Source organism: uncultured Tateyamaria sp. (assembly GCF_947487805.1).
In the GTDB taxonomy this organism is placed as follows: domain Bacteria; phylum Pseudomonadota; class Alphaproteobacteria; order Rhodobacterales; family Rhodobacteraceae; genus Tateyamaria.
Genome location: NZ_CANKXW010000002.1, coordinates 346,143 through 361,050, shown reverse-complemented (window position 1 = coordinate 361,050; position 14,908 = coordinate 346,143). Strand labels below are relative to the sequence as shown.

Genomic DNA, 14,908 nt, shown 5'->3' with positions numbered 1-14,908 from the left:
TAAAATACTCCTATGCAGGTCAGTATTTGTGACCTATTATTGTGCGTAAGTTATGCAAGACTGATCACGGCAGGGGAGGCCAGCGATGAGCACGCAGAAGATATCCTTGAACGACCGGTATGATCTGGACAAGAGTCCCGTCCTTTTGAACGGCACGCAGGCGCTGGTGCGGCTGATGCTGATGCAGAAGGCGCGGGATGTGGCCGCGGGGCTGAACACTGCGGGCTATGTGACGGGCTATCGCGGATCGCCTCTGGGCGCGGTCGACATGCAGATGACGCGGGCGCTGAAACAGCTGGCGGCGGCGGATGTGACATTCGAGCCGGGCTTGAATGAAGACCTGGCTGCCACGGCCCTGTGGGGGGCGCAGCAGGCGGAGCTGCGCGGCGAGGGCAAATATGACGGTGTGTTCGGTCTGTGGTACGGCAAGGGGCCGGGCGTGGACCGGTCCGGCGATGTGATGCGCCATGCCAATATGGCCGGGTCGTCGCGCCATGGTGGCGTGCTGATGGCGATGGGGGATGACCATACCGGCGAATCCTCGACCGTTCTGCACCAGTCGGAATTCGCGATGGTCGATGCCTATATGCCCGTGGTGTCGCCTGCGGGGGTGCAGGAGATCATGGATTACGGGCTGTACGGCATTGCGCTCAGCCGGTTTGCCGGGGTCTGGGTCGGCCTCAAGACGATGAAGGACACTGTGGAGGCCACGTCCGTGGTGGATGGCGATCCGCATCGGTTGTCCTTTGTGGCGCCTGCCTTTGACATGCCCGAGGGCGGCCTGAACATCCGGCTGGTCGATGACCGGATCGAACAGGAGGCGCGGCTGATCGATTACAAGCGCCATGCGGCGGAGGCCTTTGCCAATGCCAACAAGATGGACAAGCGCGTCTGGGGCAAGCCGGGGGCCAAGATCGGCTTTGTCGCGGCGGGCAAGAACTGGCTGGATCTGGTGCATGCGCTGTCGCTGCTGAACATTGACGCGGACGAGGCCGAGCGGCTGGGGATCACCACCTATAAGGTGGGGCAGACATGGCCGCTGGATATGCGCGGGTTCAACGACTGGGCCGAGGGGCTCGACCTGATTGTCGTGGTCGAGGAAAAGCGCAAGCTGATCGAGGTGCAGATCAAGGAAGCCATTTTCGACAACCGTCAGGGGCGGCGTGTCTATGGGGGCATGAAGGACGGCGAGGTGTTTTTCAGCGCCAAGTGGGCGCTGGACCCGGTCGAAATTGCCACCAAGCTGGGGCAGGTATTGATCGATGAGGGGCGCAATACGGACGGCATTCAGGCGGGGATGGCGACGCTGGATGCCGCGCGCCGGTCTGACAATGCCGAAGAGATCACCGCGCGGCTGCCCTATTTCTGTTCGGGCTGTCCGCATAATTCATCGACCAAGGTGCCCGATGGCAGCCGCGCCTATGCGGGCATCGGTTGTCATTTCATGGCGCAGTGGATGGACCGCGAGACGCTGGGGTTCACCCATATGGGGGCCGAGGGTGCCAACTGGATCGGGGAGGCGCCGTTTTCGACGCGCGAACACGTGTTCCAGAACCTTGGAGACGGGACCTATAACCATTCCGGTGTGCAGGCCATTCGCGCCGCTTTGGCGGCGGGGACGAACATGACCTACAAGATCCTCTACAATGACGCGGTGGCGATGACCGGCGGGCAGGGCAACGAAGGTGGGCTTGATCCCTACCGCATCGTGAACGAGGTCCGTGCGATGGGCTGTCAGACGGTTGCAGTGGTCTATGACGACAAGGAAGACGTGGATCTGTCGCGGTTCCCGTCCGGCGTGGCCACGCATGAGCGGGCCGAGTTGCAGGCCGTGCAGGAGCAGATGGCGAAGACCCAAGGTGTCAGCGTCATTGTCTATGTACAGACCTGTGCGGCGGAGAAACGGCGGCGGCGCAAGCGGGGCACCTTCCCGGATATCGACAAGCGCGTGTTCATCAACACGGATGTCTGCGAGGGTTGTGGCGATTGCGGGGTGCAGTCGAACTGTGTCTCGATCGTGCCCGCGGAGACGGAGCTGGGCCGCAAGCGGGCGATTGACCAGTCGTCCTGCAACAAGGATTTCTCCTGTGTCAAAGGGTTCTGTCCGTCCTTTGTGACGCTGGAGGGCGCGCAGGTGAAGAAACAGGCGACGGCCGCGCTGGACCTGCCGGACCTGCCGATGCCGGCGCTGCCCGCGATTGATGGCACGTGGAACGTGGTGATCACCGGGGTGGGTGGCACGGGCGTTGTGACCATCGGGGCCGTGATGGCGCAGGCCGCGCATATCGACGGCAAGGGTGCGGGCATGATGGAGATGGCGGGCCTCGCCCAAAAGGGCGGCGCGGTGCACATCCACTGCCGTCTTGCCAACGATCCCGCCGACATCAGCGCCATTCGTGTGGCGACGGGTGAGTGTGACGCGCTGATTGGCGGCGATCTGGTGGTGAGTGCGGGGGCCAAGACGCTGGGGCTGATGAGCACGGGGCGCACGGGTGCGGTTGTGAACAGCCATGAGATCATCACCGGGGATTTCACGCGCGATACGGAGTTTGCGTTGCCGACGGATCGTTTGTCACTGGCGCTTGAGGCGCGGTTGCGGGACCGGGTGGACATGTTCGATGCCTCCGATCTGGCCAAGGCCACGATGGGCGACAGCATCTTTTCCAACATGATGATCTTTGGCGCGGCGTGGCAACGGGGACTGGTGCCGTTGACCTATGACGCGATCATGGCGGCGATTGATCTGAACGGGGCGGCGGTGGACAAGAACACCCGCGCCTTTGACATCGGGCGCTGGGCGGTGCTGCACCCCGAAGAGGCGGGACGCGTGGCGGAGCCGAAGGTCGTGCAACTGCCCAAGTCGCTGGACGACAAGATCGCGTTCCGGGCGGATCACTTGGTCAAATATCAGGGCAAGCGGCTGGCGAAGCGGTACCGCAAGCTGGTGGACGGGGTTGCCGATGTGGCCGTCAAGGAGGCGGTGGCAAAGGGCTATCACAAGCTGCTGGCCTATAAGGACGAATACGAAGTTGCCCGCCTGCATCTGGAGACCGAGGCCAAGGCGCGCGAGCAGTTCGACGGGGATTTCACAATGAAATTCCATCTGGCGCCGCCGATGCTTTCCAAGGTCGGGTCCGACGGGCGGCCCATGAAGAAAGAGTACGGACCGGGCATGATGCGCAATTTCCGCCTGCTGGCGCGGCTCAAGGGGCTGCGCGGCACGCCGCTGGACGTCTTTGGCCGAACCGAGGAACGGCGGATGGAACGGGCGCTGATCAAACAGTACGAGGCGGATATGCAAGCGGTGCTGCCGCAGCTGAACGATGCCACGCGTGACGCGATTGTGGCGCTGGCGTCGCTGCCGCTGGACATCCGCGGCTTTGGCCCGGTCAAACAGGCCAACGAGGCGCGGGCCGCCAAACGGCGCGAGGAACTGTTGGCTGTCATCCGGGCAGGCGGGCCGGAACAGCGTGCGGCGGCTGAGTGATCGCGTCACACTCGTGTCATATGGGCTAGGCAGTCTTGTCCGAAGCCCGTAGAACGGGAAGCGAGCACACCCGACAGGCCAGATATGATGCCCAGCCGCCAACGCGAAATCACCCGTGAGATCAGCTATTCCCACTCGGCAGAGACCAAGGGGGGGCGGGCGATGATCCGCCTGCTGGAGAACACCACCGGCAGGCTGCGTCTGATCAAGCGGGCGCAGGGCTATGAGGACGAGGTGGCGGCGGGCCGCGATTTCTGGGCCGTGATGGTCGAGCGCTATGGCCTGACGCTGAACGTGGTGGCGGGGCATCTGGACAATATCCCGCGTGAGGGGCCGCTGATCCTGATTGCGAACCACCCGTATGGGATCATGGACGGGCTGATGATGGGCCATATCCTGTCGACCATCCGGGGCGATTTCCGGATCATGGCGAACTCGGTCTTCAAAAAGGCCGAAGAGTTGAACCGCGTTCTGCTGCCGATCAGCTTTGACGACACGCGCGCCGCGATGGCCATGAACGTGGAGACCCGCAAGGAGGCGCTGCGCTATCTGGGCGATGGCGGGGCGATTGGTATCTTTCCCGGTGGCACGGTCAGCACGGCGGCCAAACCGTTTGCGCGCCCCATGGATCCCGGTTGGCGCAGTTTCACCGCGCGCATGGTGGCCAAGTCAGAGGCGACGGTTGTGCCGCTGTATTTCGACGGACACACCAGCCGGTTGTTCCAGATTGCGAGCCACCTGCACAACACGCTGCGGCTGGGCCTGTTGATCAAGGAATTCAAGAAACGGGTGGACACGCCCGTGGATGTGGTCGTGGGGCAGCCTATTGGCCGCGATGTTCTGGACCCGATGGCGCGCGATCCGAAACAGATGATGGAATTCCTGCGAAAAGCCACGTATGAGCTGAACCCGAACCCGGTGAAGGTTTTTGACCTCGGGTATGAATTCGAAGAGCGGCATCGCACGTAAGGCGGAACATGGCAGTTGGTATTTTCGATTCCGGTCTGGGCGGTCTGACCGTGCTGGACGCCGTACAGGCGCGGTTGCCGGAGGTGGAGTTTGTCTATCTCGCGGACAGTGCCCATGCGCCTTACGGGGTGCGCACGGCGGACGATATCTTTGACCTGACTTGTGCGGCGGTGCAGCGGCTGTTTGATGCGGGCTGCGATCTGGTGATCCTGGCGTGCAACACGGCGTCGGCTGCGGCACTGCGGCGGATGCAGGAATCCTGGGTGCCCGAGGACAAGCGGGTGCTGGGTGTGTTCGTGCCGATGATCGAGGCGCTGACCGAGCGGCGTTGGGGCGACAATTCCCCGCCGCGCGAGGTGGGCGTGCAGCATGTGGCGCTGTTTGCGACCCCTGCAACGGTGGCGTCCCGCGCGTTCCAGCGCGAGCTGGCGTTTCGCGCGATTGGCGTGGACGTCGAGGCGCAGGCCTGCGGCGGTGTGGTGGACGCCATCGAAGACGGCGACATGATCCTGGCCGATGCGCTGGTGCGGTCCCATGTGGATGCGCTGCGCCGCAAGATGCCCGAGCCGCAGGCAGCCATTCTGGGCTGTACACATTACCCGCTGATGCAGGAGGCGTTCCAGGAGGCGCTGGGCCCAAATGTCAGCGTCTATTCGCAGGCCGGTCTGGTGGGCGAGAGCCTCGCCGATTACCTTGAGCGGCACCCAGACAAGATGGGCGCGGGGCCGGGAGCGTTCCTGACCACGGGCGATCCCAAGACCGTCAGCCAGCGCGCCACGCAGTTCTTGCGACGACAGATCACGTTCGAAGCCGCCTGATCTGACACCTTATTCAAGAAGACTGACATGACCTATAACATCGCAATTCTGGGCGCTTCCGGCTATACGGGCGCTGAGCTGATCCGGTTGATTGCCGGGCATTCCTCTATCCAAATCAAGGCGCTGGGCGCGTTTTCCAAGGCGGGCCAGCCGGTGTCGCAGGTGTATCCGCATCTGCGCCATCTGGATTTGCCGGACATGGTGCCGTTTGACGCCATCGACTGGGCGGGGATTGACCTGTGTTTCTGCGCCTTGCCGCACAAGACGAGCCAAGAGGTGATTTCCGGCCTGCCGCGCGATTTGCGGATCGTGGACCTGTCGGCGGATTTCCGGCTGGAAGATCCGGCGGAGTATCAGAAGTGGTATGGCAACCCGCATGCGGCGGTCGAGATGCAGGGCGAGGCGGTTTATGGCCTGACCGAGTTTTACCGGGACGAGATCCGTGCCGCGCGGTTGGTGGCCGGGACCGGGTGCAATGCGGCGACGGGGCAGTTTGCGTTGCGGCCGCTGATTGCGGCGGGGGTGATTGATCTGGATGATATCATTCTGGACCTCAAGGCGGCGGTGTCGGGCGCGGGTCGGGCGTTGAAGGAAAACCTGCTGCACGCAGAGCTGTCGGAGGGCTATCACGCCTATGCGACGGGCGGGGCGCACCGGCATTTGGGCGAGTTCGATCAGGAGTTTTCCAAGGTGGCGGGCCGGGACGTGCGCATCCAGTTCCAGCCGCATCTGATCCCGGCGAACCGGGGGATTCTGGGCACGGCCTATGTGAAGGGCGACGCAAGGGCGGTGCATGACACGCTGGCCGCGGCCTATGCGGGTGAGCCGTTCATCGAAGTGCTGCCCATGGGCGAGGTGCCGTCGACACGGCACATTCGCGGGTCGAACTTTTGCCATATCGGCGTCGCGGCGGACCGGTTGCCGGGACGGGTCGTGGTTGTGGCGGCGCTGGACAACCTGACAAAAGGTTCATCGGGGCAGGCGTTGCAAAACGCCAACCTGATGTTAGGTATTGAAGAGACCGAGGGGCTGATGATGGCCCCGCTATTCCCGTAACGAGACCGCATGAAAAGCCTCAAGAAACAGCGCCGTATTCAGATCATCGCTTTGGCCACCGTGGCCTTGGCCTTGTCCACGGCGCTGATTGGCTATGCGATGCGGGACGGCATCAACTTTTTCCGCGCGCCGAGCCAGATCATCGCCGAACCGCCCGGTCCCGCAGAGGTGTTCCGCATTGGCGGGCTGGTGGCCGAGGGGTCGCTGATCCGCGGGGACGGGGCCACGATTCGGTTCGAGGTGACGGATGGGGGGGCGGCTGTGCCGGTGACCTATACCGGCGTGCTGCCCGATCTGTTCGAAGAGAACCAGGGCATGGTCGGCACCGGGCGTTACATCAACGGTGTATTCGAAGCCTCTGAAATCCTTGCTAAACATGACGAGACCTATATGCCGTCCGAAGTGGTTGATGCGCTGAAAGAGCAGGGTGTCTACCAGGACCCCAACGGCTAGCGTACGGTCGGGTTAAGGCCCGTTAACCAACATTGAAGCAGTGTTGCCCCAAGGAACGGAGATGTGCCGAGGGGGCCCGCCATGCAGACCGTCAAAGAGATTGCCGAAGAGATTGTCGTCCGTGAGGGCGGGTTCGTGGATGATCCGGATGATCCCGGAGGGGCCACGAATTTCGGCGTGACCATTCACACGATGCGGCGGCTCAAGCTGGATCTGGACGGGGACGGGGATGTGGATGTGCGCGACGTGGCGCGTCTGACCCGTGGGCAGGCGGTCGAGATCTTTGTCACGCATTATTTCGAGCGTCCTCTGATTGCCGAACTGCCCGAGCCGCTGCATGCGACGGTTTTTGACATGTATGTCAACGCAGGCGGCAACGCGATCAAGATCCTGCAACGGCTGCTGACCCAGATGGGATTTCCCTGCGTCGTCGATGGCGCGCTGGGGCCGCAATCGATTGCGGCGGCGCGCAGTGCTTATCAGGCTGCGCCGGAGCATCTGGTGGACGCCTACGGGATCGCGCGGCGCAATTACTATTTCCGCATCGCGGACCGGCGTCCCGCCAGCCGCAAATACGCGCGCAGCCGCGCAGGCCGGAAAGGGGGGTGGATCAAGCGGGCCGAAGAGTTCATCACGCCCCGCTATCATCTGAGCCAGGCGCAATTTCAGGAGAGGACCAAGGCATGGGGTTGATGGAACGGATGTTCGGGCTGTTGTTCGGCAGCGGTGGCAATGTCGTGAAGGACACGGTGGAGGTATTCCGCGAGAATGCCGAGGCCGGGTCGGCGCGTGCGCATGCCGTGCAGGTGCAGGCCATGACCGAGTTCGGACAGGAATTCATGGTGCCGCGCCAGGGGGTATTTGACCGCATCATGGACGGGGTGAACCGGTTGCCGCGCCCGGCGCTGGCGCTGGGGACGTTGGGGTTGTTCGTGTCGGCCATGGTTGCACCGCTCTGGTTTGCCGAGCGCATGCAGGGCATCGCGCTGGTGCCCGAGCCGCTGTGGTGGCTGCTCGGTGTGATCGTGTCGTTCTATTTTGGGGCGCGACATCAGGTGAAGGCGCAGCAGTTCCAGCGCGAGATCGTCACCACCATGAGCCGTGTGCCGCAGGTGATGGAGAACGTCGCCGCCTTGCGCAAGATGCGCGCAGACAGTGTGGGCGTTGCGGCCACGGGGGCAGATGCGCGGTTGACGGCCGCGGCGATCCTGCCGGATGCGAACCCGGCGCTGGAGGCGTGGCGGCAGGCGGCGTGATGCCCGCCCCGGTGATCTTGCGGACGCCCTGACGGGCGACGCTGTTGTCAGGGGGCTTTGCCCCCGTCCTTGCGGACTCCCCCAAGGTATTTGGGGCGAAAGGAAGCGGGCAACTGGCGATGTCGTGATGGGGGCGATGCGTTTGTCGCATTGGCGTTTGGGGGGCGGTGCACTAGTGTTTGGGCATGATTACAGAACTCGGTCACTTTGCCCTTATTCTTGCGTTTCTGGTGGCGATCTTGCAGGCGACTGTGCCCCTTGTGGGGGCGTGGCGGCGCAATGATCGGTGGATGGCCGTGGCAGAGCCTGCGGCGTCGGCGCAGTTTCTGCTGATCGGGTTTTCCTTTGCCGCGCTGATGTACGCCTTCATCGTGTCGGATTTTTCGCTGCGGCTGGTGGTGCTGAACAGCCATTCGGCCAAGCCGATGCTCTACAAGATTTCGGGCACCTGGGGGAACCACGAGGGGTCCATGCTGCTTTGGGTGCTGATCGTGGCCCTGTTCGGGGCCATGGCGGCGTGGTTCGGGGGCAACCTGCCGCCCAGCCTGCGCGCCCGTGTGCTGGCGGTGCAGGGGGCGATTGGCGTCGCGTTCCTTGCCTTTATCCTGTTCACATCCAACCCGTTCCTGCGTCTGGCCGTGCCGCCCTTTGACGGGCAGGATCTGAACCCGCTGTTGCAGGACCCCGGTTTGGCGTTCCATCCGCCGTTCTTGTACCTTGGCTATGTGGGTTTGAGCATGGCGTTTTCCTTTGCCGTGGCCGCGTTGATCGAGGGGCGCGTGGACGCCGCATGGGGCCGTTGGGTGCGCCCGTGGACATTGGCCGCATGGGTGTTTTTGACCATCGGCATCGCGCTGGGGTCCTGGTGGGCCTATTACGAATTGGGTTGGGGCGGGTTCTGGTTCTGGGATCCGGTGGAGAATGCGTCGTTCATGCCGTGGTTGTTGGCGGCGGCGCTGCTGCATTCGGCCATCGTGGTGGAAAAGCGCGAGAGCCTGAAATCCTGGACCATTCTGCTGGCGATCCTCGCCTTTGGTTTTTCGCTGATTGGCACGTTTATCGTGCGGTCGGGCTTGCTGACATCCGTGCATGCCTTTGCCAATGATCCCGAACGGGGTGTGTTCATCCTGATGATCATGGGCTTTTTCATGGGCGGCGCGTTGATCCTGTTTGCGCTGCGGGCCGGTGCGATGGAGGCGCGGGGCGTGTTCGGCATGGTCAGCCGCGAAAGCGCGCTGGTGGCGAACAACCTGTTGCTGGCGGTCAGTTGCCTTGTGGTTTTTGTCGGCACGATGTGGCCGCTGGTGGCGGAGATGTTCTTTGACCGCAAGCTGAGCGTGGGGCCGCCGTTTTTCAACATGGCGTTTACGCCGTTCATGGTGGTGCTGGGGCTGATCCTGCCGGTGGGCGCGATGATGCCGTGGAAGCGCGGCAGCGTGGCGCGCGCGGCGTGGCCGCTGCGCTATGTGTTTGTGGCGGCGATTGCCTTTGGCGGGTTGGCCTGGGCATTGCAGACGGGGCGCAGCCTGATCGGGCCGATGGGCGCGTTTCTGGGCGCGTGGCTGGTCATGGGGGCGGCGGTGGATATCGCGTCGCGCACGGGCCAGCGGTTCAATGCGGCGCGCCTGTTGCGGTTGCCGCGGGCCGACTGGGGCAAGGCGGTGGCGCATGCGGGCCTGGGCATCACGATGCTGGGGGTGGCTGGGCTGACCTCGTGGCAATCCGAGGACATCCGCGTGGCGCAGATCGGCGAGACGTTCAACGTGGGCGGATATGACCTGACGCTGGATGCAGTGAACGACGTGGAGGGGCCGAATTACCTTGCCACGGTGGCGGAGATCACGCTGGCGCGCGGTGGGCGCGAGATTGCGCAGTTGCGGCCCGAGAAGCGGATCTATCCGGTGGCGCAGATGCCCACGACGGAGGCCGCGATCGACTACAACCTGGCGCGCGACGTCTATGTGGTGATCGGGGATGCGCAGGTGAACGGGGGCTGGGCCGTGCGGACCTATATCAAGCCGCTGACCAACTGGATCTGGATTGGCTGCACCTTGATGGCCTTCGGCGGATTGCTGAGCCTGACGGACCGCCGGTTCCGGGTGGCGGTGGGCGCGCGCAAGAAGGCCGCAGCCGCGGTGCCCGCGGAATGATCCGGCTGTGGGTCGCGATCTGGCTTTTGCTGGCCACGGCGGCGCTGGCGCTGGATCCGTCCGAGATGCTGCCCGACCCCGATCAGGAGGCGCGGGCGCGGGTGTTGGACCATGCGTTGCGCTGTGTCGTGTGCCAGTCGGAGTCGGTGGCATCGTCCAACGCGCAATGGGCCGTGGACACCCGCCGGGTGATCCGGGAGCAGGTGGCGGCGGGCCAGACCCATGAGCAGATCGTGGATTTCTTTGTCGAGCGGTATGGTGAGTTCGTGCTGATGACGCCGCGCACGTCCGGGGCGAACTGGTTGCTTTGGGCGGCGGGGCCGCTCATGTTCCTGATCGCGGCGGGCATCGGGGTGTTTTATCTGCGGGGGCGCAGTCAGGCCGCACCGCCCGAGGGTGAGGCGGGGCTGAGCGCGGAGGAGGCCAAGCGGCTGCGCGAGATTTTGGACGACTGACGGCGCGTTGGGGCTTTTCTAAACTGAACGGTTTGATATGCAGATCGGGAACCCATGGGGGAGAGACCCGAGATGAACTATGAGACCCTGACATATGATCTGACCGACGGTGTTGCGCTGATTACGCTGAACCGTCCGGACGTGATGAATGCGCTCAACACCCAGATGCGGGCCGAGATCGACGTGGCGGTGACCCATGCGGCCAAATCTGCGCGGGTTGTGGTGCTGACCGGGGCGGGGCGCGCGTTTTGTTCGGGGCAGGATCTGGGCGACCGGGCGAATGCGTCAAACCTGGATCTGGAACGGACCCTGCGGGATGAATACACGCCCATGTTGGAGGCGATCGTGCACTGTCCGGTGCCGACCATTGCGGCCGTGAACGGGGCTGCGGCGGGGGCTGGGGCCAATCTGGCGCTGGCCTGCGATGTGGTGATCGCGTCGCAAAGCGCCTATTTCCTTCAGGCCTTTACCCGGATCGGACTGATCCCGGATGCGGGCGGCACCTATGTGATGCCGCGCACGATGGGGATGGCCAAGGCGATGGGTGCTGCACTTTTTGCCGACAAGATCACGGCGGCACAGGCCGATGCCTGGGGCCTGATCTGGGAAGCGGTGCCGGATGCCGAGTTCGAGGCACAATGGAAGGCGCGCGCGACCCATCTGGCGCAGGGGCCGACGCAAGCCTTTGCCGCCGCCAAGCGAGTGATCCGTGCAAGCTGGCAGAACGATCTGGAGGCCCAGCTGGCCATCGAGGCGTCAGAGCAGGGCGACTGCGGTCAGAGCCGGGATTTCCGCGAGGGCGTTCTGGCCTTTGTCGAAAAGCGCAAACCTTATTTCGAAGGGCGCTGATGCAAAAAAGCCAGCGCCCTTCACGGGGCGCTGGCCTTTGTCCAATTCAGGTGTCGTGGATCAGAAGAGATCCGCGCGCACGCCGCTGATCACCTGGATCTCGCTAGCCACAACCGTACCTGCGGCGCCTGTCACCCGCATGATGGCTTCGCCATTCATCCGCACGATAGCGTCGTCGCCGTCGGTCGTGACCGTCACCGTAGGCGCAGGGCCGTTGGTGATGGAGGGATCGATCAGGACAAGCCCGTCTTCGGCCGGGTTGAAATCGGTGACGATGGATTCAGCGACGGGATCCGCGGCGCCAAAGGCCGCGAACACATCGGCACCGGCGCCGCCCGTGGCGATGTCACCCTGTCCAAAGATCAGCAGGTCATCGCCATTTCCGCCGTCCAGCGTGTCCATGAGGAACTGGTCATCGACAGCCGTTACGACACCGTCCGAAACGGCATCGGGTGCCACGTCCTCGAGTGATGCACCGCCGCGCAGGGCAGCGAATTCGCCATTGGTCAACGGATCCCTGAGCAATTCGCCAGCGACAACGATATCGTTGCCTTCGCCGCCGCTGAGCAGATCGACCCCGAGACCACCGATGACCGTATCTGCCTGAAGCCCGCCGTTCACCTTGTCGTCGCCGTCATTGCCGTCGACCCAGTCAAAGCCCTGGTTGCCGGACAACGTGTCTTCGCCTCCGCGGCCCTGAAGGAAATCATTGTCGGCATTGCCGGTGATCACGTCAAAGCCGGACTGGCCCTGAATGATGTCCGATCCATCCCCGCCGCTGATCGTGTCACTGCCGGCACCGCCGGAGATCTCGTCCTCTTCGCCCAGGCCGTTGATGATTTCGTCTGCGCCGGTGCCAAAGATGGTGTCGTCGCTTTCTGTGCCGTCGATCACGGGCGGTTCGGCGGTGTCGTCGAATTGCAGGATGCCGATGTCTTCGGCGGTCAGCGTACCCGCAGCACCCGTGACACGTGCCAGCACCTCGCCATCATAGCTGACCAGTGCATCGTCGCCGTCGTCGGAGACGGAGATGTCGGAGGGCTCTACCGTTTCGTCTGCGCGGAAATAGAGGGCGATGCCTTCTCCGGCGGGGCTGTTGAAGTCGTTGATGACCGCCGGACCCAGATCGCTGTCATCCTGATCGGCGATGACGGCGAACGCATCCAGTTCGCGCCCGCCCGTCGCCTCGTCGCCTGCGCCGAGGATGAGAAGGTCGTTGCCGTTGCCGCCCGCGAGGGTGTCGGCCGCGCCATCATCGCGCATCTCGGCCAGAGGCGAGGTTTCGTCGGGGAAGAGGTCATCAACATCGGCCCCGTCCAGAAGTGCGCGCAATTGTGCGTTGGTCAGCGGGTCGGCGATCAGTTCGCCGCCCACGACGACGTCATCACCGCTGCGGCCATCGACCACGTCCGCGCCCTTGCCGCCGATTGCGACATCGTCACCACCGCCGCCGCGCACGACGTCCTCGCCATCATTGCCATCGACCCAGTCGTCGCCGGAAAAGCCCTGAACCGTATCGTTGTCGCCGCGGCCCTGAAGGCCGTCATTGCCTTCGCCACCGATGATCAGATCGTTGCCGTTGAAGCCCTGAATGACGTCATTGCCGCCGAGACCGCCGTCGAGTGTGTCGTCGCCCAGAAGACCGATGATGTCGTCATTGCCTTCGCCGCCCGTAATGTCGTCCGGGCCGCGCGTGCCGACGAGAACCTGATCCGCGTCGTTTTCGGCAAATTTTTCGTCTTCAGCAAAGACATCTTCTTCGGTCGAGAAAGAGCCTGCGAACATGGCTGGAAACAGTGAGAGCAAGAAAAGCATGAAAATTCCCCCCGGAACAAATACACGCGTCATTTGGCGCTCGGGGCAAATCAGAGTCAAGTTTTCGCTGGATTTGTTCGGTTTTTTACATGGAATATGAACAAGTTAACCCGTGTGGCGGAAATTGACGCGAATTGGGAAACAAAGCGCGGCGCCCGGGCGTATTGGGCAAAAGAAAACGCCACACGGCTGGCGTGTGGCGTTGTCGATTCCTGATCGTGTCGCGGGTATCAGCGGCTTTCGATATCCACGTAGTCGCGGGCCGTCTCGCCGAGGTAGAGCTGGCGTGGGCGGCCGATCTTGTTCTGTGGATCGCCGATCATTTCCTTCCACTGCGAAATCCAGCCCACGGTGCGCGATAGCGCAAAGATCGGCGTGAACATCGACGTGGGGAAGCCCATCGCCTCGAGGATGACACCGGAGTAGAAATCCACGTTCGGGAACAGTTTCTTTTCCGCGAAATACGGATCTTCGAGGGCCTGTTTTTCCAGTTCCTTGGCAACGGCCAGAACGGGGTTGTTTTCGACGCCCAGCAGTTCTAGCACCTCGTCGGCGGACTGTTTCATTACCGTCGCGCGCGGGTCGAAATTTTTGTAGACCCGGTGGCCAAAGCCCATCAGGCGGAACGGGTCGTTCTTGTCCTTGGCGCGGGCGATGAATTCTGGGATGCGGTCGACGCTGCCGATTTCCTTGAGCATCTCGAGGCAGGCTTGGTTTGCGCCACCGTGGGCCGGACCCCAGAGGCAGGCGATGCCTGCGGCGATACAGGCGAACGGGTTGGCACCCGAGGACGAGGCCAGACGCACGGTCGAGGTCGAGGCGTTCTGTTCGTGATCCGCGTGCAGGGTAAAGATGCGGTCCATCGCGCGGCTGAGGATCGGGTTCACTTCGTAGTCTTCGGCAGGGACGGCAAAGCACATGCGCAGGAAGTTAGAGGCATAGTCCAGATCGTTGCGCGGATAGATGAAGGGCTGGCCGATGGAGAACTTGTAGGCCCAGGCCGCAATTGTCGGCATCTTCGCAATCAGGCGGATCGAGGCAACCTCGCGCTGGTGCGCGTCGTGGATGTCGGTGCTGTCGTGGTAAAAGGCGGACATCGCCCCCACAACGCCGGTCATGATCGCCATCGGGTGCGCGTCACGGCGGAACCCGCGATAGAAATAAACCATCTGCTCGTGCAGCATGGTGTGGTTGGTCACGAGGCTTTCGAATTCTTCCAACTGCGCGGCTGACGGCAGTTCACCGTAAAGCAGCAGGTAGCAGACCTCGAGATAGTGGGATTTCTCGGCCAGCTGGTCGATCGGATAGCCGCGGTGCAGCAGCACGCCCTCGCCACCGTCGATAAAGGTGATGGTGCTGTCGCAGCTGGCCGTGGAGGTAAAGCCGGGGTCATAGGTGAACACGCCCGCCTGGCCATAGAGCTTGCGGATGTCCACGACGTCAGGGCCCGCCGTGGGCGAGTGGATCGGCAGGTCGTAGGTGTTGTCACCAATTGTCAGGGTTGCGGATTTGGGTGCGTCAGCCATCAGGGTCGTTCCTTTTCGTCGCAGGGCAGGGAGACCCCGCCGCGGGCCACTGGTCGTGGCCCTATCGTTAGACT

12 protein-coding genes are annotated in these 14,908 nt (G+C 63.2%); 10 read left to right on the top strand and 2 right to left on the bottom strand.

Features of this window, described 5'->3' with window-relative positions; all coding sequences use genetic code 11:
• The first annotated feature begins 85 nt into the window (after nucleotides 1-85).
• The 10 genes from Q0949_RS07340 to Q0949_RS07295 all read left to right on the top strand — a co-directional run bounded on the left by Q0949_RS07340 (nucleotide 86) and on the right by Q0949_RS07295 (nucleotide 11,493).
• Nucleotides 86-3,487 carry an indolepyruvate ferredoxin oxidoreductase family protein gene (locus tag Q0949_RS07340; RefSeq protein WP_299370091.1) on the top strand — a complete coding sequence of 1,134 codons (3,402 nt, stop codon included), beginning with the start codon at nucleotides 86-88 and terminating at the stop codon, nucleotides 3,485-3,487.
• Nucleotides 3,488-3,574: 87 nt separating this feature from the next.
• Nucleotides 3,575-4,456 (top strand): lysophospholipid acyltransferase family protein, encoded by an 882-nt coding sequence (locus Q0949_RS07335; protein ID WP_299370841.1) that lies wholly within the window; start codon nucleotides 3,575-3,577, stop codon nucleotides 4,454-4,456.
• Nucleotides 4,457-4,464: 8 nt separating this feature from the next.
• Complete coding sequence (locus tag Q0949_RS07330) at nucleotides 4,465-5,274, top strand: aspartate/glutamate racemase family protein (RefSeq protein WP_299370089.1); 810 nt, start codon at nucleotides 4,465-4,467, stop codon at nucleotides 5,272-5,274.
• Between the two features lie 27 nt (nucleotides 5,275-5,301).
• Entirely contained in the window at nucleotides 5,302-6,330 is a 1,029-nt protein-coding gene (gene argC / locus Q0949_RS07325) for an N-acetyl-gamma-glutamyl-phosphate reductase (protein WP_299370087.1), read from the top strand.
• Nucleotides 6,331-6,339: 9 nt separating this feature from the next.
• Nucleotides 6,340-6,783 carry a cytochrome c maturation protein CcmE gene (gene ccmE / locus Q0949_RS07320; RefSeq protein WP_299370085.1) on the top strand — a complete coding sequence of 148 codons (444 nt, stop codon included), beginning with the start codon at nucleotides 6,340-6,342 and terminating at the stop codon, nucleotides 6,781-6,783.
• 81 nt (nucleotides 6,784-6,864) lie between these two features.
• A complete protein-coding gene (locus tag Q0949_RS07315; protein WP_299370083.1) occupies nucleotides 6,865-7,476 on the top strand; it encodes a holin-associated N-acetylmuramidase in 612 nt (203 codons plus the stop codon).
• Nucleotides 7,467-8,039 carry a holin family protein gene (locus Q0949_RS07310; RefSeq protein ID WP_299370081.1) on the top strand — a complete coding sequence of 191 codons (573 nt, stop codon included), beginning with the start codon at nucleotides 7,467-7,469 and terminating at the stop codon, nucleotides 8,037-8,039. The genes Q0949_RS07315 and Q0949_RS07310 overlap by 10 nt, the downstream gene beginning before the upstream one ends.
• 185 nt (nucleotides 8,040-8,224) lie before the next feature.
• Nucleotides 8,225-10,189: a heme lyase CcmF/NrfE family subunit gene (locus Q0949_RS07305; RefSeq protein WP_299370079.1), complete on the top strand. Its 1,965-nt coding sequence runs from the start codon at nucleotides 8,225-8,227 to the stop codon at nucleotides 10,187-10,189.
• Entirely contained in the window at nucleotides 10,186-10,644 is a 459-nt protein-coding gene (locus Q0949_RS07300) for a cytochrome c-type biogenesis protein (RefSeq protein ID WP_299370077.1), read from the top strand. The genes Q0949_RS07305 and Q0949_RS07300 overlap by 4 nt, the downstream gene beginning before the upstream one ends.
• A 72-nt stretch (nucleotides 10,645-10,716) precedes the next feature.
• Nucleotides 10,717-11,493, top strand: a complete 777-nt coding sequence (locus Q0949_RS07295; protein ID WP_299370075.1) for an enoyl-CoA hydratase-related protein — start codon at nucleotides 10,717-10,719, stop codon at nucleotides 11,491-11,493.
• A 60-nt stretch (nucleotides 11,494-11,553) separates the two neighbouring features.
• Here Q0949_RS07295 and Q0949_RS07290 read toward each other — a convergent pair whose 3' ends face one another.
• Together Q0949_RS07290 and gltA are read right to left on the bottom strand one after the other, a co-directional pair.
• Nucleotides 11,554-13,308 carry a calcium-binding protein gene (locus Q0949_RS07290; protein ID WP_299370074.1) on the bottom strand — a complete coding sequence of 585 codons (1,755 nt, stop codon included), beginning with the start codon at nucleotides 13,306-13,308 and terminating at the stop codon, nucleotides 11,554-11,556.
• A gap of 230 nt (nucleotides 13,309-13,538) precedes the next feature.
• Entirely contained in the window at nucleotides 13,539-14,834 is a 1,296-nt protein-coding gene (gene gltA / locus Q0949_RS07285) for a citrate synthase (protein WP_299370072.1), read from the bottom strand.
• Nucleotides 14,835-14,908 lie beyond the last annotated feature (74 nt).

Coding starts and splice junctions, on each gene's coding strand:
- Q0949_RS07295 (WP_299370075.1), top strand. CDS start 10,717: ATGAACTATGAGACCCTGACATATGATCTGACCGACGGTGTTGCGCTG.
- argC (WP_299370087.1), top strand. CDS start 5,302: ATGACCTATAACATCGCAATTCTGGGCGCTTCCGGCTATACGGGCGCT.
- Q0949_RS07330 (WP_299370089.1), top strand. CDS start 4,465: ATGGCAGTTGGTATTTTCGATTCCGGTCTGGGCGGTCTGACCGTGCTG.
- Q0949_RS07335 (WP_299370841.1), top strand. CDS start 3,575: ATGCCCAGCCGCCAACGCGAAATCACCCGTGAGATCAGCTATTCCCAC.
- Q0949_RS07310 (WP_299370081.1), top strand. CDS start 7,467: ATGGGGTTGATGGAACGGATGTTCGGGCTGTTGTTCGGCAGCGGTGGC.
- Q0949_RS07290 (WP_299370074.1), bottom strand. CDS start 13,308: ATGCTTTTCTTGCTCTCACTGTTTCCAGCCATGTTCGCAGGCTCTTTC.
- Q0949_RS07305 (WP_299370079.1), top strand. CDS start 8,225: ATGATTACAGAACTCGGTCACTTTGCCCTTATTCTTGCGTTTCTGGTG.
- Q0949_RS07300 (WP_299370077.1), top strand. CDS start 10,186: ATGATCCGGCTGTGGGTCGCGATCTGGCTTTTGCTGGCCACGGCGGCG.
- Q0949_RS07340 (WP_299370091.1), top strand. CDS start 86: ATGAGCACGCAGAAGATATCCTTGAACGACCGGTATGATCTGGACAAG.
- ccmE (WP_299370085.1), top strand. CDS start 6,340: ATGAAAAGCCTCAAGAAACAGCGCCGTATTCAGATCATCGCTTTGGCC.
- Q0949_RS07315 (WP_299370083.1), top strand. CDS start 6,865: ATGCAGACCGTCAAAGAGATTGCCGAAGAGATTGTCGTCCGTGAGGGC.
- gltA (WP_299370072.1), bottom strand. CDS start 14,834: ATGGCTGACGCACCCAAATCCGCAACCCTGACAATTGGTGACAACACC.